We start from the raw sequence: 23,673 nt of genomic DNA on the forward strand, positions 1-23,673 counted from the left end.
TTTTTCTTTTCAGCTTAAAACCACCCTCTTCAGAAGGTGGACACTTTATTTCAGCCCTCGGCTAGCAATGCGTATCCAAAAACTCAGCTAGATCAGCCAAGCTGTTTAGGCGGTGATGCGCTATGGCCCACTTGCTGAGTGCGGCATGTTTTGCTTCAGGGATCGCGATAGTTTGCATATTGGCGGCGCGCGCAGAGACTAATCCATTAAATGAATCCTCAATCGCCAAACAATAGATGGGATCAATATTAAGTGCCTGTGCGCAGGTTAAATACACTTCTGGATGGGGTTTGCCGTATGCTAAATATTCGGCTGATTTGATCGCATCAAAATATGCTTCAATCCCTAGCCTGTTTAAAACAGCATTGATGATATCGCTAGAAGAGGAGGTCGCGAGGCCGACTTTTAGACCACGCTCTTGGCAGGCTTGGAGCGCTTCAATAACGCCTTTCATCGGCTTGCCATTGGCTGTAATCTGGCTGACAACTTGATCTACAATGGCCGTAGCCGTTTGTTGGTTATCATAGTTATTCCAAGGAGAACGGTGATACCAGAAGGCCACAACCTGATCAATTCTCAGGCCTGTGGTAAGCGCCATATCCTCAATGGAAACGTTTAAACCTAGATCGGTTAGTACCTTATGCTCGGCAATTTGCCACATTGGTTCAGAGTCGATCAAAACTCCATCCATATCGAAAATAACGGCTTTTAGCGCTGATGTACTCATAAGTGTCCAATTATGTTCATTATAACTTTGGTGAATATTAGCTATAAAAGTGGGCTGTTTTTTAAATAATACCTAGATAATAACACTATCCTTAGGCCTATTTTAATGACTATTTTGAGCAGTTAACCTAGGTGTTAATACATTTAAATCTATGATTTATATAATTTAGATCAAACTTTCCCACTATGGTCTAGTTTTCTTTTTGAGCGAATAGTTTTAGTGTATAGCTCGAGATGTCGATTGGGTGTTGTTTTAGTTTTGCTGAAGTGTGATCGGATTCATACTTTTGTAAAGCTGTAGTATAATAGCGCTCGAATGAAGGGTCGAGCCTGCCGAGCTGTCAGTTTCAATTTGAAGACGAGCAGTTTCGCTGTTATATCAATCTTAGATTGGTATTGAACGCCAAACAAAGAGGAATGTTGCCGTGCTAGAAGCATATCGTAAACACGTCGCAGAACGTGCTTCAGAGGGCGTAGTCCCTAAGCCATTAGATGTCCAACAAGTGGCACAACTAGTCGAATTGGTAAAAAATCCACCTGCAGGTGAAGAGGAATTTATTCTCGATCTGCTTGAAAACCGCATCCCCCCCGGTGTTGATGAAGCCGCCTACGTTAAAGCAGGCTTCTTAGATGCTGTTGCAAAAGGCGAGGCATCATCTCCAATCCTATCATCTGGGCGCGCCGTTGAGCTGCTAGGTACCATGCAAGGTGGCTACAACATTGAGCCGTTAATCGCCCAGTTAGATAATGATGCACAAGCTCCGCTTGCTGTAAAAGCACTATCTCACACCCTACTTATGTTCGATGCGTATCATGACGTTGTCGAAAAAATGCAGGCGGGTAACGACTTTGCTAAACAAGTTGTTCACTCTTGGGCAGAAGCCGAGTGGTTCCTTTCTCGCCCTAAGCTTGCAGAAAAGATCTCATTAACTGTATTTAAAGTCTCGGGTGAAACTAATACCGATGACTTATCTCCTGCACCAGATGCATGGTCCCGTCCTGATATCCCGCTGCACGCACTTGCTATGCTCAAGAATGCCCGTGACGGCATCGTTCCTGATGAAGCTGGCGTTGTAGGTCCAATCAAAGAGATCGAATCTCTGAAGACTAAAGGTTTTCCACTGGTTTATGTGGGTGACGTTGTCGGTACCGGTTCTTCACGTAAGTCAGCGACTAATTCAGTGCTGTGGTTCATGGGCGATGATATCCCGAATGTACCAAACAAGCGTGCTGGTGGTTTCTGTCTTGGTGGCAAGATTGCACCAATCTTCTTCAATACTATGGAAGATGCGGGCGCACTGCCAATCGAGCTAGATGTCAGCAAGATGGAGATGGGCGATGTTATCGACATCTATCCATATGAAGGCATTGTTAAGCGTCATGGTACTGATGAAGTGATTTCACAGTTCTCGCTTAAGACTGATGTGTTGATGGATGAGGTGCGTGCTGGTGGCCGTATTCCATTGATTATTGGTCGTGGCCTAACTGACCGCGCGCGTGAAACGCTAAACCTTGAAGCATCAACTGTGTTTGTTCGTCCACAAGATGTGGCTGACACAGGTAAGGGTTATACCCTTGCACAGAAGATGGTCGGCAAGGCATGTGGTGTAACAGGTATTCGCCCTGGTCAGTACTGTGAGCCAAAGATGACCTCTGTGGGTTCACAAGACACTACCGGCCCTATGACGCGTGATGAGCTTAAAGATTTAGCTTGTCTTGGTTTTAGTGCCGATTTGACCATGCAGTCTTTCTGTCACACTGCGGCATATCCAAAGCCTGTCGATGTGAACACGCACCACACATTGCCTGATTTCATCATGAACCGTGGTGGTGTTGCGCTGCGTCCAGGTGATGGTGTTATTCACTCTTGGTTAAACCGTATGTTACTGCCTGATACTGTAGGTACCGGTGGTGACTCGCATACGCGTTTCCCAATTGGCCTCTCTTTCCCTGCAGGTTCTGGTTTAGTAGCCTTTGCTGCTGCAACGGGTGTGATGCCTCTGGATATGCCTGAATCAATCTTGGTTCGCTTTAAAGGGGAGATGCAGCCAGGGATCACCCTGCGTGACTTGGTACATGCGATTCCACATAAAGCCATTGAGATGGGTCTGCTGACGGTTGAGAAGAAAGGTAAGATCAACGCCTTCTCTGGCCGTGTTCTAGAGATTGAAGGTCTTGAGCAGCTTAAAGTTGAGCAGGCATTTGAGCTTTCAGACGCATCGGCTGAGCGTAGCGCCGCTGGCTGTACGATTAAGCTAGATAAAGAGCCGATTATCGAATACCTAAACTCAAATATTGTCATGCTTAAATGGATGATTAGTGAGGGTTACGGTGATCGTCGTACTATCGAGCGTCGTATTACAGCGATGCAAGAGTGGTTAGCAAACCCTGAGCTAATGGAAGCTGACAGCGATGCTGAATACGCTGAAGTTATCGAGATCGATTTGAACGAAATCAAAGAACCTATTCTTTGTGCGCCAAACGATCCAGATGATGCGATTCTACTGTCTTCAGTGGTTAACACTAAGATTGACGAAGTGTTCGTTGGCTCTTGTATGACTAACATTGGTCACTTCCGTGCTACGGGTAAGATGCTAGACAAGTTTGCATCGACTCTACCTACACGCTTGTGGATTGCGCCACCGACTAAGATGGACCGCGATCAGCTTACAGAGGAAGGCTATTATGCAATCTTTGGCCGTGTGGGTGCACGTATCGAGATCCCAGGTTGTTCACTGTGTATGGGTAATCAGGCACGTGTAGCTGAAGGTGCCACAGTAGTTTCGACCTCTACTCGTAACTTCCCGAACCGTCTAGGTACTGGTGCAAACGTTTACTTAGCATCTGCAGAGCTTGCGGCCGTTGCTGCGCTACTGGGTCGTCTACCATCACCCGATGAGTATCAGACATACGCGAAAGAGTTAGATGCGACAGCAGCTGACACTTACCGTTATCTGAACTTCGATCAGATTGCATCATACACGGCAAAAGCCGATGAAGTGATTTTCCAATCAGCGGTTTAACCCATTAAAACTGGAATACTAAAAAGGCCAGCTAATTAGCTGGCCTTTTTGTTGGTTCATTTAATTTTTGCTAGGACCTTTTATAGCCTCTAGAAGCTTTAAGAGTGCTTGGTATGCAGTACTTCTAGCAGTTTATCCTCAAGCTCAAAGCGCGTTTCCATCGCGTGTCCAAGAGAAGATAGATCTTTATCTAAATGAAATAGTACTTTCTCGTCTTCAGCTTCGGTGTATTTATCATTGAAGTCTAAGGCGGTATCTGTGGTAGCACTGATCTGAGGCACGAGTTGTTGGGCTAGCGCTTGGCTTGCTGAGCCATGCTTTTCACAGGCGGTGACGACTTGGTTGTAGATCTCAAAGTGACCTTCAGACACGTAATCCATTAATTGATCACAAAACTGTTTTACTGAGTCAAAGGCGGGCAGTGACTTATCGGTTTCCTCGTACGGCGGGATCCCAGCTATCTGGCAATAGTTAATTAGTAGGTTGCGCCGATTATTTAACCATTGATCTATAAGAGTATTTGAGCCGCCCCATTTTTGTTCGGCTTTCTCTAGCTTTCTTAGCATGATCTTCCCCGTTAAAAATCCATCTCTGTATCTCTAATGTAGGGGAAGAATATGCTTTTGATCAACCATTATCGACGGATTTATGAGGATTTACTGAATGGACATACCAGCGACAGATTTGTGAATGGAGTGCTAAAAAATAAAATGCCCAGCGATAGAAATCTATCGCTGGGCGAGTAAAGTTTTTTGCGGGCTCGATGCGACGAGCTTCTTGATTGTTCTTGCTAGCGCAGACTTTTTATACCAAAGCTAGCACCTTGGTGCAACTTTTTTCTGTCACATTGCGAGTCATACAGCTTAGGTTAAGCTAGGTTGTGAACCTAATTCACGTTTTAGCTTAAAGCTGTGAACTGTAGTCAGGAGAAAGAAAATACAGCCTTGAATCTGTTCAATAATGTTAACTATCTCCGAGTTGGTGGAATTTGTCGCGTTACCTGTCACATTATTTTACGGATTCAGGTTACTTTATTAACGTAAATGCTAAACTATCGCCCCAAGCGGATATCACTATAAGTTTAGGAATCAAGCCAAATGGCAGAATTAAAGAATGATCGTTATTTACGTGCGTTATTAAAACAGCCTGTCGACAGAACTCCTGTCTGGATGATGCGTCAAGCAGGTCGTTATCTTCCAGAATATAAAGCAACCCGCGCAGAAGCAGGCGACTTCATGTCTCTTTGCAAGAACCAAGACTTAGCTTGCGAAGTGACTCTTCAGCCCCTACGTCGCTATGATTTAGATGCAGCTATCCTGTTCTCAGATATTCTAACGGTTCCAGATGCAATGGGCTTAGGCCTATATTTCGAAACAGGCGAAGGCCCACGTTTCGAACGTCCTACTGATACTATCGATTCAATTAAGAAGCTTTGCATCCCAGATCCTGAAGATGAGTTAGGTTACGTAATGCGTGCGGTAAGCACTATTCGTCGTGAGCTTAAAGGTGAAGTGCCACTAATCGGTTTCTCTGGTTCACCTTGGACCCTAGCGACTTACATGGTTGAGGGTGGTTCTAGCAAGGCGTTTGAAAAGATCAAGAAGATGGCTTACGAAGAGCCAGCTACTCTGCATATGCTTCTAGACAAGCTAGCTGACTCTGTGACGCTATACCTGAATGCTCAGGTTGCTAACGGTGCACAGTCACTAATGATTTTCGATTCATGGGGTGGTGCGCTTTCTCATCACGCATACCGTGAATTCTCTCTACGTTACATGCAGAAAATCGTTGATGGTCTAACTCGCCATGCTGACGGTCGTCAGGTTCCAGTTACACTGTTCACCAAAGGTGGCGGACTATGGCTTGAGTCTATGGCTGAAACTGGCTGTGATGCACTAGGTTTAGACTGGACCGTTGATATCGGTGATGCACGTCGCCGTGTTGGTCATAAAGTTGCGCTACAAGGCAACATGGATCCATCTGTACTTTATGCTTCTCCAGAGCGTATTCATCAAGAAGTGGATCAAATCCTTGCTTCTTACGGTGAAGGCACTGGTCATGTATTTAACTTGGGTCACGGTATTCACCAGCACGTTAATCCTGAGCATGCTGGCTCGTTTATCAACTCAGTACATGAGCTATCGGCTAAGTACCACAAGTAATCAATTAGCATAAATGCTGATTTACTATTGATTGGTATAAATAAAGGCTCAGTTTACTGAGCCTTTATTGTTTCTGCTATTTGACACTTAACAAGCCTCTCTTTAATCCCGACGTTATTGCCTTTTCTCTCAGAGTTATCACACAGCCTAGGTCGTAAGCATCACTTTTTATTCGTTAATGCCGCCGAATATCACATTAGGTAAATATTGTTATCTTGTTGATGTTTTTATCAACGACCGTTGCTCATACAGGTGTTATCTGTGGCTGAAATGGGGTACTTTGCTAGCGCAAACCGAGTAGTAGCCAGAGTTGCTGGCTGGTTTTGAATTAGAGAAGTTATTTTTAGATGAAAATTGGCAATAAAATTGTCTTAGTGATCTTTGGGATTTTCATCCCCCTCATTGTTACAGCTTGTTTAGCCGCAATGACTTGGCTGCACAGTGATGTCGATGCTATTCGTAGCTATATCATAGAAAAAGAGCTTGAGAGCATTCAGTCGCAGTTGAATAAAGATTTTGACTCGTTTCAACAGGTTTTTCGTAACAATCCACTTTATTCATCACAAGACCTGCTGAGCTTATCAGGGAACAATGGCGGTTTGTTGAGAGGCACTCAATTACTGGGTCTTGCAGGGAAGCAGTTAACCTACTTGAGAGCGCAAGGTAATGATAAATTTGTTCCACCGCCAGAGTTGTTAGCGAGTCAGCGGGAGAGAACCGGGGTATACCTTGATAGTCAGCGGCAGAGTTACTTAATTAGTCTGCAGGGGCCATCCTACGCCGAGCGTCTGCTGTTAGTTCGTCGATTGACGGATGAATACCTTTTGAACCTTAGCGCGGACGGGATGATCACCAAGGCTGAAATCCAAATCGGCACAGCGACTCCAGAACCGGTTCTTGTGGACGATATCGTGACGGCTCAGCTTAAGCTCCCCTCTATGATTGAGCATGCTCCAATTCATCTCTCTATCAGTTTTTCTAATCACTTTTTCTCGCAGATAGCGTTGCAATATACCTTGCTAACACTAGGACTGTTGGCGCTTATCGTTGCGCTGCAATTAGTGCTGTATTTCTGGTTGCGACATACGCTTATCAAGCCATTTAAAAAGCTTGTTACTCAATGCTCAAAACTCGATGTCAGCTCCAAAACTGGCCAATTAATTGATAGTGCGGAAGGCGCTGAATTAGAGCCGTTAACAACAAATATTAATGCGCTTTTGTCAAATCTCTATCGCCAGCAAAGTCACTCTCAAGTTGTCTTGGGCAAGATTTCTGAAGTCGTTATCTTTACCGATATTAACGCCAAGGTGAGTTACATCAACCCTTATGCTGAGCGTATGCTGGCACTTAATAGTGAGCAGGCGCAGGGGCTAAGTCTTGAGCAAGTGTTGAGCGGTAACCCTGGACTCAGTGTAAAGGCGCTAGCTTTTATACAAGATACTGATAAAGAGGATGCTACGCTCTTACTGCGCCTAAATCGTGACACGCCGATGTTTGTCAATGGCAGCTTAACTCATCTACGTTGTCATTCGGGACGGGTGATTGGTGCGGCATTGGTGTTGCGAGACATTACTCAACAAGTTTTGCTGAAACAGCAGTTGCAGCGCGGTGCTGATTTTGACCCGATTACCGGTTTAGTCACTAGAAGCGTTTTTGGGCATCGATTAGTTAGCTATGCGCAGCAAGCAAAGTCTCTTGCTGTTATCTATTTGGACTTGGAGCAGTTTAAGCTAATCAACGATTCCTGTGGTCATAATGCGGGTGATGAGATGCTTAGCAAGGTGGCAAAAGCGATAGAGTCTTGCCTATTGAATAATGAGTTACTTGGGCGCTTAGGCGGTGATGAGTTTGCCTTGGCGGTAAAGGATCGCACTGCGCTTGAGATTGCTAAGCTATCGAAAAGCATTATCGCCAGCGTTAACGCACAGATGTTACTTCATGGTGATACCGCTTATCGGGTTGGTTTGAGTATTGGTATTGCCTTGGCTGGTAATAAGACGCAAGAGGGAGTGCTGGGGTTACTTAAGGATGCAGAAATTGCCTGTCACTCGGCTAAGCAGAAAGGCAGTAACCAAATACAGTTTTTTGATGGTCGTGATAAAGACCTTAGCTTACTCCGTAATTCGCCTAAGTGGGCGGTTAGAATTGTACAGGCGATAGAGCATAATGAACTGATCCTCTATTACCAAAAAATCAAACGCCTCTCCTCCCATAGCCATCGTCAGCGCTTGGAAATCTTGCTACGGATCCAAGAGTCTGATGGACGCTTGCTACCGCCAGCGCAATTAATTGCCGCCGCCGAACGCTTTAAGTTGATTGTCGAGGTGGATAAAGAGGTCATCAGAAAAGCCTTCTTGTGGTTATCGCTAAATGAACAGCTATGGCATGATCACTGCCTCTCGATAAACTTGTCTGGCAATAGTCTTGGTGCCGAAGGGATCGCAGATTTCATCTTGCGTCAGCAAGCTCGATTTGGTGTGCCAAGCGCTTGCATTTGCTTTGAGATCACCGAGACCAGTGCGATTCAAAATCGCAGTCGTGCGATGAAGATGCTATTAGGTCTGCGCAGGCGTGGATTTGCCTTCGCTCTAGACGATTTTGGTAGTGGATTTGCGTCTTATGGTTACCTAAAAGAGATGCCTGTCGACTATGTGAAAATTGATGGTTGCTTCGTGAAAAATCTAGTCAGTAATGCTAAAGATTATGCCATCGTTAAGTCGGTTAACGATGTATGTCGAGTGATGGGGATCGAGACGGTAGCCGAGTTTGTAGAAAACCAAGAGATCATGGATAAGCTTGAGATCATCGGGGTTAACTATGCTCAAGGCTATGCCATTGGCCGACCTCAGCCACTCTCGTCTTATCAACCTGAAACCGTTTCAGAAATACTAACAGCCTAGCACTTGTTGAACTCAATTTGCGCGTAGGGTTTATATGTGTGGGATTAAAGGGGGGCATGTCGGTAGGTAGAGTCGGGTCGCTGACTGCGACCCCTCGATAAGCGAGTTTTTGGCTTAATTAATCTGAGTAAAGATTATTTATTTAGATGTTTAACAATCGCTTCAGCCGCTTCGGCTTTGGTCGCTTTATCAGCTGATGCTTCAATATGTGTGGTGGCGTTATGGCCTGTCATATTTTCTGCAATATGCAGCCAGTCTGGATGCCAGTAGAAAGAGGAGCCTGAAAGGGTATCCCAATTATGGACACCTGATGTTTCGCCTTGATAGATAAGATCGCCAATTGAATATTTCATAGTTAACCCCTGATATTTAAGTTTAATTATTTAAAATCTTTTAGCGTATATCACTCATTTCTAACTGAATGAGCCTAATTGCTGATTTGTTTAGAATGCGCTTTCAAATAATGAGAGTGTGTTATCTAGATCACAAAACAGTTGATTGCTTGGTGGTAGTAAGTCAAACAGGCAAGGTGATATCTGCTAGAAGGTTAAGCCCAGCTCTCACTGGGCTTACTCGAAGCCTAAGGATTGGTTAATTCTAGGTTGATCAACCACCAAGCTCTAGATTGAATATCCCCAGCTTCAATGACTCCGCCGCTGCGATAAGGTTTGGCAAAGTGCACCAGCACTATTGGTGAGCTTGTCTGGTAGCGACCAGGCTCGGTAAACCAAGTATTAAAAGCATCTTCTTTGTTGAGGCTAACCGTCACCTCTGAGCTAATAGGCTGGCTCAATCCTGGGCAGGTATAGATAGTTTTGGAGCTGATAGGGAAGGCGACTTGACTACCATCACTGCAACGACTGGTTTTTTGCAGCCTTAACGTGACTAAGGTGCAGTCCTTCATGTTGATAGGATCCTTACAGACTTGAGCGACCATGGTTGAGTAGCCACCACTATGCTCATCGCTGGGCTGATTGGTTAATTCGCCTCTAGCGCCAAAGGCTGTGAAGTATGAAACTTCATTGGCAGCGTTCTCAACAGGAGAGACTATTTGCAGATCTGTTCCATTAAAATCAACACTGGCTTCTTCACCTAACCCCGCCTCGATCTCTGAGATAAACAATTTATAGGTCGCCGATGAAGACTGATAATTTTGTCCACCATCGTCAGTTACAACGATACCGAAGTAGTTATTCTCTCGAGACTTAGGGTAGGTGTGTACCGTGACCTCACCATTGGACGCTAACTCGGCAAGCTCTGGAGAGACGACAGTTTCTAGTTCATAGCTCAGCTTCCCGAACTGATTTATTGCAGCCGGAGCCTTAACAACACGATCAGGGTAAAACGCGACATTTAGAATATTAGCCTCTAAAGCTAGACCGGGGTGCTTGGCCTTTTCAATATTCACATTGAACTCACGGACGGTACGTTCGAAGTTTCTACTTTGCTCTATCACGCTAATTTTCGTAAGCCCAGCTCCATTAATACTTAGCATACCGCTTACTGGATCAATGCTGGCAATGTGGCTGGTTTGCAGGTCGCTGTAATAGCTAATTTCACTGCCTACCCCTCGTCCCGTTATTGTTGGAGAGGGAAGTGTCGCTCCATCGGCAAATTGTGTATTGAGTAGTGTTGTTGAAAGTTCGAGTTCGGTATTCTCTGCTGCTTTATCAATCACAACATTAAATTCAGCTTTTTGGGAAACATGCCCAGCATCGCCTTTGTCTGTCACTATGTAGGTGGCAGAGCCCGCGTTGTTAATCGTGAAGGTTTGTGCGGCCTCATTAATGGTAATGACATCACTTTGTCCATGTTTAAATTGCCACTCAAGCTCGCCGATACTACCAGAGATAGGGATGTCGAGGGTTCTTGCTGCAAAGTAAGCCACCCGTACTGAGGCAATAGAGAGCGTGCCGTACAGAGGAGATACATCGACATAAAACCGCTCTGTTGCAGGAGCGAAATAGTCATCTCCTGAATCAAGCGCAGTTAGCCAGCCTCGACCTGCGCCGATGATCGTTATAATGCCTGTATCGGGATCTTGCTTGAGTACAGCGTCCCCATTATTGTCGACGGTAAAGCGCACATCGCCTTTATTATTTAACACTATGGGATTAAATACTGCATTCTCTGCATAGTCTACGCGAGTGTTGCTTAAGATAAGTTGGTTGTTGACCTGCTTGTCGATAGTGACGCTAAAGTTTTGCTGTTGGCTGGCCCAAAAATCTCCACCATCATCTTTGACGACCACTTGAGCTGTTCCCGGTTTCAATACCGTTATCTCGCCTGTAGCGGCATTCACCGCGATAACATTAGTTGGGCTGCTATCAGCTAATGCATAAGTTAACTGACCATGATTACCTATGACTTGAGCTTGAATTGTTTGATTTGCTTGAAAACGAGCTTGAATGTCTAAACCGTCTAAAGAGTCAGAATTAATCCTAGTTACTTCTACCTCTATTGACAGTGTTTTAGCTAGGAAGTTTTTATCACCAGTATCATCAACGGTGACTTGTGTTTTACCAATTCCAATAGAGTTAAAGAGACCTTTTTCTGCATCAATGATATCAATAACACCGGAATTTGCTCCCTCTGCGAGGGTAAAAGACAGTAGCCCTTTTGCGCCAGTGACAGCCAGAGTTTGCAGAGCATCTTCATTGTATGTCGTCGTGACATCAGTAGCTTGTAGTGCAAGGTTTTCTGCTTGATTGATTTGTACTTTAAATTGTTGAGGTGCAACAGTCTTATGATATTGCGGGGCATCTTGTAACACCTCTACGAGTGTGTCTCCTGCACCAACGACAAGCATTTCACCACTGACTTCATCAATCTGTATCACATCTGTATTTGCTCCATCGACTAAAGCGTAGTGAATACTTTGTGTTGGTGTTCCGCTGTATATTGGGAGCAGCTTTGCTCCTAATAGGAAAGGTTTATTTATCACATCACTAAACTGAGCAAATTCGGTTTGCGCAGTTTCAACTGTGATTTTAAATTGCTGTGTATCAGCTTGATAGTTGCGACCACCATCATCGGTGACGTCAATAATTACACTGCCGCTCCCCCAAATCAGGAACTCACCACCAGGTTCAATCAGTACGACTTGATCGCTTTGAGCTGATGCAAGTTCATATTCGATATCACCAAGTGCACCATCTACATTAGCTTGATGACGTTCGCCTGCTTGGTAGGCAAAGCTTAGATCATTTGTTACTAGAGGCTGGCGAGGGGACTTGCTGATGGTGATATTGAAGTGGGTGTTTATTGGAAGGTAATGCTCACTCCCTGAATCGGTTGCGATGAGTTCGGTGTTACCAGCATTGAGAATCGTCAGGTTACGTTTGTCGGCTGAGATCTGCAATACATCATCGGGAGCGCCTGCTGCAAGTTGATAACTGATCTTTCCTAACTGGCCTTGAATTGTCGGTATGATTACGCCATTAGGCGAGAATGTTTGTTTGATATCAGCCACTTTCATTGGTGGGTGGGGTTCTTTTTGTGGTTGTGGTTCCGTTGGGTCTGAATCCCCACCTCCACATGCAGTCAGTAAAAGAAGTAATAACAGGCTTAAGTACTTCATGGCGCCTCCAGCTTAAAATTGAAGCGGGAGTATACGTTTGTGATAAATATGCTGCAATGAGGTGGCAGGGCGTTATTTATCACTGGTTGAGCTGTTTTTTGTTGGTGGTAAGTTTCGTATGCAGCATTAAAGTTGCATATAAAAACAATGTTTTAGGTTAACCTTTGAACAATATGGTAAAGCTGTTGATACAGATGTAATTAATTGGTGTGTTTATGCAGATAATCTGCATTTAAAAAAAATGAGAACTGGATCCCATTTTGGAGGCGTTAGATTTTGGAATAGTCGGATTTGAGAGTGTTAGGAATAATATAAATTTTTTAAATACACAGTGTTTGCGCCATTTTAGAACTAAGTCACTTAGGGTTATCGATATAGATAAACAACGCTTGTAGAGGGAGCATCACTCTAATATCTTGGTACGAATGAAGGGGAGAGCACAGACATAAAAAAGCCCAGCGTTAACTGGGCTTAAACTGGTAATGGCTTATAAGGGATTAGCCTTCGCCGTTTTCACGGGCTATTGCGCGGTATGCAATGTCTGTACGGAAGTAGACGTCATCCCAATGGATGGCATCAACTAAGCCGTATGCTGCTCGTTGCGCTTCAGTGACTGTATTTCCAAGGGCTGTTGCACATAACACGCGGCCGCCATTGGTAACAACGTTGCCATCTTGCATGCTAGTACCCGCGTGGAACACTTTAGCGTCGTTGTTACCCAAAGACAGACCCTCAATCACGTCGTGCTTGCGGTAAGCGTCAGGATAACCACCTGCAGCCATTACTACACCGACTGCTGCGCGAGTATCAAACTCTGCAGTGACCTGATCAAGCTCGCCACGAGTCGAGGCTAAGCAAAGTTCAACCAGATCAGACTTAAGACGCATCATAATCGGCTGGGTTTCTGGGTCGCCAAAGCGGCAGTTGTACTCAAGCACTTTAGCACTGCCATCAGGTGAAATCATCAAGCCTGCGTATAAGAAGCCTGTGTAAACATTGCCTTCATCTGCCATGCCATCAACGGTTGGACGAATAACATGCTCGATAGTCCAGTCGTGAACTGCTTGAGTCACAACGGGGGCTGGTGAGTATGCGCCCATGCCGCCAGTGTTTGGACCATGGTCGCCATTATCACGGGCTTTATGATCTTGGCTGGTGGCCATAGCTAAAATGTTCTTACCATCCACCATTACAATAAAGCTGGCTTCTTCGCCTTTTAGGAACTCTTCGATAACCACGCGAGAACCCGCTTCACCGAACTTGTTACCGGCTAGCATATCTTCGATTGCAGCATCGGCTTCAACTTGGTCTGCTGCGATGATCACGCCTTTACCCGCCGCCAAGCCATCGGCCTTAATCACGATAGGGAAACCCGTTAAGCCAGTAACTTGCTTAACATAAGCCTTAGCTGGCTCAATTTCGGTAAAGTTTGAATAAGCTGCTGTAGGTATGCCGTGGCGAGCCAAGAAGTCTTTTGTGAAGGCTTTAGACGATTCTAGCTGCGCAGCCCCTTTAGTTGGGCCAAAGATTGGCAGGCCTGCTTCGTTAAAAGCATCAACCACACCCAGTGCCAACGGCACTTCTGGGCCAACTATGGTGATCGCGACTTTTTGTTCTGTAGCAAACGCCACCAATGCCGAGATCTCTTCAACATTAATTGGCACGTTTTCAAGCTTCGGCTCCAATGCGGTGCCAGCGTTACCCGGTGCAACAAAGACAGTTTTAACTTGCTCAGATTGCGCCGCCTTCCATGCCAATGCATGTTCGCGACCGCCGCCACCAATAATCAATACTTTCATTTTTTAATCCTTAATCGCTTCTTCATCGGTCCTTGAGCGGCATCAAACATACTCATGTATTGGCATACACTCCATGTGTTTTCTTTGCTCAATAACCGATGACTTTGCGCTAAACCTTAAAAATCAATTTTTAGAAACTTTAGGCAAAGGTCCTAAAATGTAGGACCTAAAGCTCCATATAAATTAATGACGGAAATGACGCATGCCAGTAAATACCATTGCCATGCCGTGCTCGTCTGCTGCTGCGATGATCTCTTCATCGCGGATAGAACCGCCTGGCTGGATGATACAGCTGATGCCTGCTTCTGCTGCAGCATCGATACCATCACGGAATGGGAAGAACGCGTCTGACGCCATTACTGAGTCTTGTACTTCTAGCCCTTCGTCAGCCGCTTTAATACCAGCAACTTTAGCGCTATAAACTCGGCTCATTTGGCCTGCGCCAACACCGATAGTCATGCTGTTTTTGGCGTAGACAATCGCATTTGATTTAACAAACTTAGCCACCTTCCAGCAGAACATCAGATCTTTCATTTCGCTTGCAGTTGGCTGACGCTTAGAAACCACCTTAACGTCATCGATTCCAACCATGCCTTGGTCACGGTCTTGCAGTAGCAGACCACCGTTTACACGCTTGTAATCTAGACTGGTGGTCTTGCTTGTCCACTGTCCGCACTCGAGTAAACGTACGTTGGCCTTAGCGGCAACGACATCGCGAGCTGCTTGGCTAACTTTAGGAGCAATGATCACTTCAACAAATTGACGTTCAACAATCGCGCTTGCGGTTGCTGCATCTAGCTCGCCGTTAAAGGCGATGATGCCGCCAAAGGCTGACGTTGGGTCAGTTTGGAATGCACGGTTGTAGGCTTCAAGTAGGTTTTCACCAATTGCCACACCACATGGGTTGGCGTGCTTAACGATTACACATGCTGGCTCATCGAACTCTTTAACGCACTCAAGTGCAGAATCGGTATCGGCGATATTGTTGTAAGAAAGCGCCTTACCTTGTAGCTGAACTGCGGTGGCAACAGAAGCTTCATCAAGATTAGTGTCAACGTAGAAAGCGGCTGTTTGATGGCTGTTTTCGCCATAGCGCAAGTCTTGCTTCTTCACTAACTGCGTGTTGTAAGTGCGTGGGAACTTAGAGTCTTCATGGCACTCATCTTTGCTGTGTGCAGGCACTTTAGTACCGAAGTAGTTAGCAATCATGCCATCGTATGCAGCTGTGTGCTCAAACGCTGCAATCGCAAGATCAAAGCGAGTTTCAAGCGTAGTGCTACCTTCGTTCGCTTGCATCTCGGCAATCACGCGGCCGTAGTCGTTAGCGTTAACAATAATGGTAGTGTCTTTGTGGTTTTTAGCGGTAGAGCGCACCATAGTTGGGCCACCGATATCGATGTTCTCGATAGCGTCGGCAAGAGTACAACCCTCAGCCGCTACAGTTGCTGCGAATGGATATAAGTTAACAGCAACCAAGTCGATCGGCTTGATGTTGTTTTGCTCCATTACGATTTCGTCGATACCACGACGCGCTAAAATACCGCCATGCACTTTAGGGTGCAGGGTTTTAACGCGGCCATCCATGATTTCTGGGTGACCAGTATAGTCTGATACTTCAATGACAGGCACGCCATTATCAGCCAGCAGGCGTGCGGTGCCACCAGTAGAAAGTAGCTCAACACCTTGAGCATGCAGCGCTTGTGCAAACTCTAGGATTCCGGTTTTATCTGAAACGCTTAACAGCGCGCGACGAATAGGTCTGGCATTATTCATTGTAGGTACAGGGTCCAGTAGTTATTTTTAAGGATCTTTCGGAAAACAGAACAGTCTCACCCTCTTTAACGGCTAATACTGCTTTCCAAAAGTCCCTCAAGTTTTTACTCTCCCGTCACGGCGCGCGTATTTTAACGTAAATTTTCACGTGACGGTGTTTTTTTCTGCGCGATTTCACAATACGTTCAGCAGAACAAGCTTTCTTGTTTATTTAAGCGCAGAATAACTCTTGACCTTGGATACAACTCCAAGGTTTATACTTTAGAAACTCAAGCGAGTAAATCAGGCAAATTTGAAACTTTATCACCCTGATTTTGAGCTTAAATTCAAGATTGATTTGGAGCTGGCATGTATCGAATAGGTGAGCTTGCACAACTGTGTGAAGTGAAGACCGATACCTTAAGGTTTTATGAAAAGCATGGCTTGTTGTCGCCATCGTCTCGTACCGATTCGGGTTATCGGATCTATACCGAGGCCGATGCTCAACGGTTGCGTTTTATTCTGCGCGCTAAGGCTGTGGGTTTTACTTTGGCGGAGATCACCGAACTGCTTTCTATTGAGCTAGATAGGTCTAACTGGGCCTGCGCCGATGTGAAGGGCTTAGTGGATGACAAACTTGCTAATGTTGAAGCGAAAATAGCTGAGCTAAACCATTTTCAATTGTCACTGCAACGCTTATCTCAAGCCTGTTGTGGTGGCCCAGAAAGCGCAGAGCATTGTTCGATACTAGAAGCGTTAGAATCGAATACCGACAGCATCCGCTGTGAAAATGACAAGCATAGTCACGGCAAGCATGAATTCACTAAGACCTGCAGTGATAAATTGACAACTAAATCGATAGCTAGATCGATAACGAAGAAAACACACGAGAAGTAGTTATGTTATTAGAAAACTTTATTGAGCTGTTTCTAGAGTCCGCGCCTTGGTTGTTACTGGGCTTAGTATTAGCTGGCATGTTGAAGATGTTCGTGCCTATGGCGTGGATGCAAAAGCAACTAGGTGGCCACGGTTTTAAAACTACGGTAAAGGCTGCAGTACTCGGCGCGCCTCTACCTCTGTGCTCCTGTGGTGTTATTCCTGCTGCGGTTGGATTACGCCGGAGCGGTGCATCAAAAGCAGCGACTACTTCATTTTTAGTGTCGACGCCTGAAACGGGCGTGGATTCCGTGACGGTATCATATGTACTGCTCGGCCCATTTATGGCCGTTGTCAGACCCATTGCGGCGGTGGTCAGTGCCATCGTAGCAGGCTTACTGGTTGGTCGTGATGACGATGATGGCAAGCCAGCAGTTAGCGAGCAAGCTAACTCTAAAGCTGAGCCAGTCGCTTCTTGTTGCAGTAGCAAAAAAGAAGAAAAGGTCGAGCGTAAAGCTGAAAAAGCGTCATGTTGCTCAAGCAAAAAGGCTGAAGTTAGCATGAAGCCGATGACTGACGCGAGTGTGATGGCGATGAAAGCACCTGAGGCGACAGCAAAGCCAGCACCTTCTTGTTGCTCAAGTAAAAAGACGCCTGCTGTTGAGGCCGTGGTTGCTGAAAAACCATCATGTTGCAGCAGTAAGAAGCCGGAGCAATCAGTGGCGAGTGAAAGCTGCTGTGAGTCCACTAGAGATGTGGCGACTGAATTAAAAGGCACGTCGATTATTGGCCGCATCGGTAAAGGACTGCATTACGCCGCGACCGATCTTGTGCGTGATACTACCGTTTGGTTATTGATTGGTTTGTTCTTTGCCGCACTGGTACAGACTTACGTACCGGCTGATTTTATGGCGAAGTGGGGCGACGGCATTCTGGCTATGCTAGTGATGGTGTTGATTTCAGTGCCTATGTATATCTGTGCGACAGCTTCAACGCCTATCGCGGCCGGTCTGCTATTAGCTGGGGTATCTCCAGGTGCGGTATTAGTATTTATGTTGGCAGGTCCTGCAACCAATATTGCTACTTTAGGAGTGGTTACCAAAGAGCTAGGTAAACGTGCGTTATACGGTTATCTAGGCGGTGTATTAGGTGTCGCCTTAGTCTCTGGCGTATTAGTTAACTACTTAGTCGATACCTTTGGTTTTGTGGTGATGCCACAAATTGGTGAGCAGCATGAGCTATTACCTGCCAGTATCGTCTACACCTCAGGCGTGGTGCTAGCTGTACTGATGGCTAAAGTCTTTTTGGATAAGCTTCCTAAAAACTGGTGGCGCCGAGATTGCTGTTCATAAGTAGAATTATACTGATTGGTATTAAACAACCTTTGCAGGGAATTGTTTGGTAAGTAAAAAGGCACTCATTTGAGTGCCTTTTTGTTTTTGGGCTAATATGTGATGAGTGCTCGTGATGAGCCTAACTGACTGCAGCCAGCTATATAGTCAATCAAGCCAACAAAAGGACATGTTATGAAAAAACGCTTAGTTAGCCTGTTTCTCGCCTTCGTGATGGTAGCTTGCTCAGAACCATCCAACCTAGATGCTGACGGTAACCTTGTTGAAGGTTTTGTTGAAGGCGTGCACTACCGCACATTAGCGGCACCAATTCCAGCTAATAGCGATAATATTTCAGTAACTGAGTTTTTCTGGTACGGCTGTCCCCACTGTGAACTGTTTGAAAAGCCGCTTCATGGCGGGATAAGCACCATGGGGGATGATGTCAGCCTAGTGCAATCGCCGGCGGTGTGGAATGAGGCCATGAAGTTACATGCCAAGGTGTTCTTTATTGTGCAGCAGATGCCGGGTAAACAACAAATCCATAGCGCTTTATTTCGAGAGATAATGGACTTACGCGAGGTTACCGAACTCAAACAGCAACAAGCTTTACTCGCTGACTTCTTAAGCGGTTATGGATTAACCCAGCAGGAGTTTAACGAGAAGCTCAATTCTGCTGATATCAACTCTAAGCTTGAACAGGCGATGCAGCTTATGTCATCGGCAGAGATCCAAGGCACGCCAACTATCTTAGTTAATGGCCGTTATGTCGTATTGAATGAATCGGCAAGTTCAGCTGAGCAGGTGATGGAAATCGCCAGTTACTTAGTTGAATTGGAAAGAGCTAAGTTTGCTAACCCTTAATGCTGGCTGACCGTTAATTCAGGCCAGGATCTAGAGTCATAAATGAATCCGCTGTGGTTGAAAACTCACCGTCATTCAAGTTGAAAAATGCAGAAATAGCATGATTAGCTGATGAGTGGTTCAAATTTATCCAACGGCAAATCATTCTATTTTTAGGCCTGATAGAACATTGTGTTCATCATGCTGTGATTTTAGGTGTGCCATATTGTCTAAGCTTGACCTGTTAGCTATTAGCATCAGGGTGGGTTGGGTCTGTTATTAAAGAGCTGTTATCGCGCAACCAGCCTAATTATCTTTTGCTATACCTGCTCTCATGCCCCTTTCTGTAGGTCTATATCAGTTTCTCCTTAAATCTATTTAACATCTAATTTGCATTACTGTTTGGATATATTGTCCTGATTGCGTGCGTCAATATGTCTCTATTGATCTTTTTGTGATTATTTGGCGTTTAATTCTGTATGTGGTGGCTTCTTTTGCTTCTTGCGGTTTAACTCGCTTTAAACTCGGTATTTATTGGTGTTTTATTTTGTTGTGATTTTAGTGTGATCTCTGTCTTGTGTTATAAATTGTTCGTATAGCCGACTTTGAGGATAATCACTTCGCGTTAATTAGCCTTTGTTTAGCTTGTGGGTAGTCGCATAAGTTGGACTAAAAGTGGATTAACCAAAAAACAAAACTACATGCCGAGATGAGTTAATCGGTCAGAGTAGAAAATACTAATTGTGTGAGGGTTATATGGACAGACGACAGTTTTTTAAACTGTGTGCCTGCGGAGCGACCACATCGGCAATATCAGCGCTGGGACTAATGCCCGGCACTGCGATGGCCGCGCCTCGTGAGTACAAGTTGTTGAGAGCAAAAGAGACCCGCAATAACTGCTGTTATTGCTCAGTGGGTTGTGGCTTGTTGATGTACAGCAATGGCAGTAACGGCAAAAATGCCGAACAAGCAATTTTCCACATTGAAGGCGACGCTGACCATCCGGTTAACCGCGGCGCATTATGCCCTAAAGGTGCAGGATTGGTGGACTATGTTAATAGCCCTAATCGTAACCATTTCCCAGAAGTGCGTGAACCTGGCTCTAACGAGTGGAAACGCATCAGTTGGAATGAGGCATTTAGCCGTATCGCCCGTCTAATGAAAGACGACCGCGATGAAAACCTAATTGAAAAGAACAGTGACGGTACCACAGTAAACCGTTGGTTGAGCACAGGCATGATGACCTCGTCTGCACAGCCAAACGAAGGTGGTTTTATCACTCATAAGTTTGCTCGTTCTCTTGGCCTAGTGGCCATCGACACTATTGCGCGTAACTGACACTCCCCAACGGTAGCAAGTCTTGCTCCAACATTTGGGCGCGGTGCCATGACCAACCACTGGATCGATATTAAGAACGCAAATGTCGTGGTGATCATGGGCGGTAATGCCGCCGAAGCACATCCTGTCGGTTTCGGCTGGGTTACAGAAGCAATGGAACACAATAACGCTAAATTAGTCGTTGTTGATCCACGTTTTAACCGCAGTGCAGCATTAGCTGACTGTTATGCTCCACTTCGTAGTGGTACTGATATCGCATTCCTTTTAGGTCTATGTCGATACCTCATTGAGACTAAACAAGTTAACTACGACTATGTCAAAGCGTATACCAACGCGAGTTACATAGTGCGCGATGATTTCGAATTCAATGAAGGTCTATTTAGTGGTTTTGATGATAAGAGCCGCACCTACGACAAAGAAACTTGGTACTACGAGTTAGATGAAGATGGCTACGCTAAAGTCGATGACACTTATGAGCATCCGCGTTGTGTATGGAACTTATTAAAGAATCATGTCGATCGCTATGATTTCAAGACGGTCAGTGACATTACTGGTACGCCCGTTGAAGATTATGAGAAAGTTTGTGCGCTTATTGGTAGCACTCACGTTCATAATAAAGCGGCGACATTCTTGTACGCACTAGGATGGACTCACCATACCAAAGGCGCGCAGAACATCCGTTCTATGGCATTAGTGCAGTTACTGCTAGGTAATATCGGTGTCTTAGGCGGTGGTGTAAACGCACTTCGTGGTCATTCAAACGTACAGGGCGCAACCGACATGGGACTGCTATGTCAGAACCTGCCGGGCTATTTGAAACTGCCAAATGATAACGATACAGACTTAGCCACATACCTTGGTAACTATACGCCTAAAGCGTTACGTCCAGGCCAAACTAACTATTGGTCTAACTATCCTAAGTTCTTTATCTCACAGATGAAGAGTTTCTGGGGCGAGAATGCAACTGCGGCTAATAACTTCGGTTATGACTGGTTACCTAAGTGGGACTTGCAGTACGACTATACAAAACATATCGACATGATGTACCACGGTCAGGTTAACGGCTACTTTGTGCAAGGGGTTAACGCGATTAACTCTATGCCGAACCGTAATAAGACTTTGGCTGCATTGTGCAAGCTTAAGTACTTAGTGGTGATGGATCCGTTAGCGACTGAAACTTCGGTATTCTGGAAAAAAGCTGGCGAGTATAACAATGTTGACCCAAGCGATATTCAGACTCAAGTGTTCCGTTTACCCACTACGCTATTTGCCGAAGAAGAAGGCTGTATCGTTAACTCGGGTCGCTGGATGCAGTGGCATTGGAAGGGCGCGAACCCACCGGGTGAATCTAAGCCAGATGCTGAGATCCTATCGGGGATCATGATGCAGCTGCGTGAGCTTTATAAAGCCGAAGGTGGGGTATTACCTGAGCCGATTGATGCAGTGAAATGGGATTACCATAATCCACACACTCCACATGGCGAAGAAGTGGCAAAAGAGCTTAACGGTATCGATCTTAAAACAGGTAAGCAGCTAGATAGCTTTAGCCAGTTAAAAGATGATGGTAGTACTTCATGTGGTTGCTGGATCTACTCGGGTAGTTGGACGGAGCAGGGCAATATGATGGCCCGCCGTGATAACTCTGATACCTCAGGTAAGGGTATTACACCGGGTTGGGCATTCTCTTGGCCAGCAAACCGTCGCGTACTTTATAACCGTGCATCTTGTGATGTTAACGGTAAGCCATGGGATCCAAGTCGCGTCATCGTTGAATGGACAAACGGTAAGTGGCATGGCATCGATGTGGGTGACTTCAATATGAAGTTATCGCCAAAAGAGTCGGCGCATCCGTTCATCATGCAGCCTGAGGGTGTGGGCCGTTTCTTCGCGCTAAAAATGTTAGCTGAAGGACCATTCCCTGAGCATTACGAGCCAATGGAGACGCCTATCGGCACCAACCCATTGCACCCGAATGTGATCAGTAACCCTGCGGTTCGCATGCTACCTGGCGTGGCCGAAACGCTTGGTTCACATAAGGAGTTCCCTTATGTGTGTACCACTTACTCATTAACAGAGCATTTTAACTTCTGGACGATTCACTGTCGTTTAGCGGCCATCTCTATGCCTGAAACCTTTGTTGAGCTGGATGAGATTCTGGCAGCAGAGAAGGGTATTAATAATGGTGATTGGGTCAAGGTTAGCTCTAAGCGCGGTAGCTTATTAACTAAGGCTTTAGTGACTAAGCGTCTACAACCACTCAAGGTGAACGGACAGATGGTGCATACGGTTGGCTTGCCACGTCATGGTGGCTATAACGGTCTAACTCGTAGAAGTTCTAGCTGTAACGTACTGACCACTGAAGTGGGTGATGCTAATACTCAAGCACCTGAATATAAAGCGTTCCTAGTGGATATTACTAAGGCTGAGGGAGTGTAATCATGTCTGCTCAAGATATTATTTTAAGCTCTGGTACATCAGAGCTCACCCCTGCCGCGCAGGTACGTCGTAAGTTAAGCAAGGTGGCCAAGTTATTTGATGCCACTAAGTGTAGCGGTTGTAAAGCTTGTCAGGTTTCCTGTTCTGAATGGAATGACCTCAGAGCGCCAGTTGGCAGCTTCCAAGGTAGTTACCAAAACCCAATGGATTTGTCTTCTGAGTGCTGGACGCTAATGAAGTACAACGAAATTGAGCAGGACAACAAGTTACGCTGGAACTTTACTCATAGTGCCTGCATGCATTGTGCTGATCCAGCCTGCTTAACAGCTTGCTCGACTAAAGGAGCCATTGTTCAGCGTGCTAACGGCGTTGTCGATTTTGAATCTGATAAATGTACGGGTTGTGGTTACTGTGTATCGGCTTGTCCGTTCAATGTACCAAGACTCGATCCAATCGATCAAAAAGCCTACAAGTGCAGCATGTGCTCAGACCGCCTACAAGTTGGTCAAGAGCCTGCATGTGTGAAGTCTTGTGTTACTGGGGCGCTTAAATACGGTACTCGTGAAGATATGTTGTTTATTGCAGACCTTCGAATTAAAGAACTGCATAAACAAGGCTTCACTAAAGCGGGTCTGTACAGTCCTGAGGGCGTGGGTGGCACTGGCATGATGATGATCCTGCATGATGTTAGCCAGCCTGAAAACTATGGCTTACCAGCCGATCCGAAAACGAGTGTGCCAGTGAAACTGTGGCAAGACGTGGTTAAGCCATTGGGTACAGCGGGTATTCTCGCAACCGTGGCGGTGGCCTGTCTACACCGCATCACAGTGGGCCGTAACATCGTTGAAGAAGATGAGCCTGCAGCGTTTGATCACACTCACTCAGATAAGTCAGATAAGGAGTAACA

14 protein-coding genes are annotated in these 23,673 nt (G+C 45.6%); 8 read left to right on the forward strand and 6 right to left on the reverse strand.

Features of this window, described 5'->3' with window-relative positions:
• Positions 1-61 precede the first annotated feature (61 nt).
• Positions 62-727 carry a hexitol phosphatase HxpB gene (gene hxpB / locus JMA39_RS17035; protein ID WP_202723064.1) on the reverse strand — a complete coding sequence of 222 codons (666 nt, stop codon included), beginning with the start codon at positions 725-727 and terminating at the stop codon, positions 62-64.
• A 424-nt stretch (positions 728-1,151) separates the two neighbouring features.
• Between hxpB and acnB the strand changes: the two genes are divergently transcribed.
• The gene (gene acnB, locus JMA39_RS17040; protein ID WP_202723065.1) at positions 1,152-3,749 is read left to right on the forward strand and encodes a bifunctional aconitate hydratase 2/2-methylisocitrate dehydratase; all 2,598 of its coding nucleotides are present in this window, start codon (positions 1,152-1,154) and stop codon (positions 3,747-3,749) included.
• Between the two features lie 98 nt (positions 3,750-3,847).
• On the opposite strand, the gene rsd is transcribed toward acnB, so the two are convergent.
• On the reverse strand, positions 3,848-4,315 hold the full coding sequence (gene rsd, locus JMA39_RS17045) for a sigma D regulator (RefSeq protein ID WP_202723066.1): 468 nt from the start codon (positions 4,313-4,315) through the stop codon (positions 3,848-3,850).
• 531 nt (positions 4,316-4,846) lie between these two features.
• Here rsd and hemE point away from each other — a divergent pair.
• Together hemE and JMA39_RS17055 are read left to right on the forward strand one after the other, a co-directional pair.
• The gene (gene hemE / locus JMA39_RS17050; protein WP_202723067.1) at positions 4,847-5,911 is read left to right on the forward strand and encodes a uroporphyrinogen decarboxylase; all 1,065 of its coding nucleotides are present in this window, start codon (positions 4,847-4,849) and stop codon (positions 5,909-5,911) included.
• A gap of 347 nt (positions 5,912-6,258) precedes the next feature.
• Positions 6,259-8,811 carry an EAL domain-containing protein gene (locus JMA39_RS17055; protein WP_202723068.1) on the forward strand — a complete coding sequence of 851 codons (2,553 nt, stop codon included), beginning with the start codon at positions 6,259-6,261 and terminating at the stop codon, positions 8,809-8,811.
• Between the two features lie 134 nt (positions 8,812-8,945).
• Here the strand turns inward: JMA39_RS17055 and JMA39_RS17060 are convergent, their stop codons facing one another.
• The 4 genes from JMA39_RS17060 to purH all read right to left on the reverse strand — a co-directional run bounded on the left by JMA39_RS17060 (position 8,946) and on the right by purH (position 15,963).
• Positions 8,946-9,164, reverse strand: a complete 219-nt coding sequence (locus tag JMA39_RS17060) for a hypothetical protein (protein WP_202723069.1) — start codon at positions 9,162-9,164, stop codon at positions 8,946-8,948.
• Positions 9,165-9,391: 227 nt separating this feature from the next.
• Entirely contained in the window at positions 9,392-12,391 is a 3,000-nt protein-coding gene (locus tag JMA39_RS17065) for a hypothetical protein (RefSeq protein ID WP_202723070.1), read from the reverse strand.
• Between the two features lie 497 nt (positions 12,392-12,888).
• Entirely contained in the window at positions 12,889-14,190 is a 1,302-nt protein-coding gene (gene purD, locus JMA39_RS17070) for a phosphoribosylamine--glycine ligase (protein WP_202723071.1), read from the reverse strand.
• Positions 14,191-14,373: 183 nt separating this feature from the next.
• Entirely contained in the window at positions 14,374-15,963 is a 1,590-nt protein-coding gene (gene purH, locus JMA39_RS17075; protein WP_202723072.1) for a bifunctional phosphoribosylaminoimidazolecarboxamide formyltransferase/IMP cyclohydrolase, read from the reverse strand.
• 348 nt (positions 15,964-16,311) lie between these two features.
• Here purH and zntR point away from each other — a divergent pair, with 348 nt between their 5' ends.
• From zntR to fdxH, 5 genes are all read left to right on the forward strand, one after another.
• The gene (gene zntR, locus JMA39_RS17080) at positions 16,312-16,839 is read left to right on the forward strand and encodes a Zn(2+)-responsive transcriptional regulator (protein WP_202723073.1); all 528 of its coding nucleotides are present in this window, start codon (positions 16,312-16,314) and stop codon (positions 16,837-16,839) included.
• A 2-nt stretch (positions 16,840-16,841) separates the two neighbouring features.
• Entirely contained in the window at positions 16,842-18,170 is a 1,329-nt protein-coding gene (locus JMA39_RS17085; RefSeq protein WP_202723074.1) for an SO_0444 family Cu/Zn efflux transporter, read from the forward strand.
• 174 nt (positions 18,171-18,344) lie between these two features.
• Entirely contained in the window at positions 18,345-19,013 is a 669-nt protein-coding gene (locus JMA39_RS17090) for a thiol:disulfide interchange protein DsbA/DsbL (protein ID WP_202723075.1), read from the forward strand.
• 735 nt (positions 19,014-19,748) lie between these two features.
• Complete coding sequence (gene fdnG / locus JMA39_RS17095) at positions 19,749-22,766, forward strand: formate dehydrogenase-N subunit alpha (protein ID WP_202723076.1); 3,018 nt, start codon at positions 19,749-19,751, stop codon at positions 22,764-22,766.
• A 2-nt stretch (positions 22,767-22,768) separates the two neighbouring features.
• Positions 22,769-23,671, forward strand: a complete 903-nt coding sequence (gene fdxH, locus JMA39_RS17100) for a formate dehydrogenase subunit beta (protein WP_202723077.1) — start codon at positions 22,769-22,771, stop codon at positions 23,669-23,671.
• Positions 23,672-23,673: the final 2 nt, after the last annotated feature.

It is taken from the genome of Shewanella schlegeliana (assembly GCF_016765635.1).
Lineage (GTDB): Bacteria > Pseudomonadota > Gammaproteobacteria > Enterobacterales > Shewanellaceae > Shewanella > Shewanella schlegeliana.

Bases quoted from the DNA above. Each gene is read 5' to 3' on its own strand.
- zntR (WP_202723073.1), top strand. From the start codon at position 16,312: ATGTATCGAATAGGTGAGCTTGCACAACTGTGTGAAGTGAAGACCGAT.
- hxpB (WP_202723064.1), bottom strand. From the start codon at position 727: ATGAGTACATCAGCGCTAAAAGCCGTTATTTTCGATATGGATGGAGTT.
- rsd (WP_202723066.1), bottom strand. From the start codon at position 4,315: ATGCTAAGAAAGCTAGAGAAAGCCGAACAAAAATGGGGCGGCTCAAAT.
- JMA39_RS17065 (WP_202723070.1), bottom strand. From the start codon at position 12,391: ATGAAGTACTTAAGCCTGTTATTACTTCTTTTACTGACTGCATGTGGA.
- JMA39_RS17090 (WP_202723075.1), top strand. From the start codon at position 18,345: ATGAAAAAACGCTTAGTTAGCCTGTTTCTCGCCTTCGTGATGGTAGCT.
- JMA39_RS17060 (WP_202723069.1), bottom strand. From the start codon at position 9,164: ATGAAATATTCAATTGGCGATCTTATCTATCAAGGCGAAACATCAGGT.
- JMA39_RS17085 (WP_202723074.1), top strand. From the start codon at position 16,842: ATGTTATTAGAAAACTTTATTGAGCTGTTTCTAGAGTCCGCGCCTTGG.
- fdxH (WP_202723077.1), top strand. From the start codon at position 22,769: ATGTCTGCTCAAGATATTATTTTAAGCTCTGGTACATCAGAGCTCACC.
- hemE (WP_202723067.1), top strand. From the start codon at position 4,847: ATGGCAGAATTAAAGAATGATCGTTATTTACGTGCGTTATTAAAACAG.
- purH (WP_202723072.1), bottom strand. From the start codon at position 15,963: ATGAATAATGCCAGACCTATTCGTCGCGCGCTGTTAAGCGTTTCAGAT.
- JMA39_RS17055 (WP_202723068.1), top strand. From the start codon at position 6,259: ATGAAAATTGGCAATAAAATTGTCTTAGTGATCTTTGGGATTTTCATC.
- purD (WP_202723071.1), bottom strand. From the start codon at position 14,190: ATGAAAGTATTGATTATTGGTGGCGGCGGTCGCGAACATGCATTGGCA.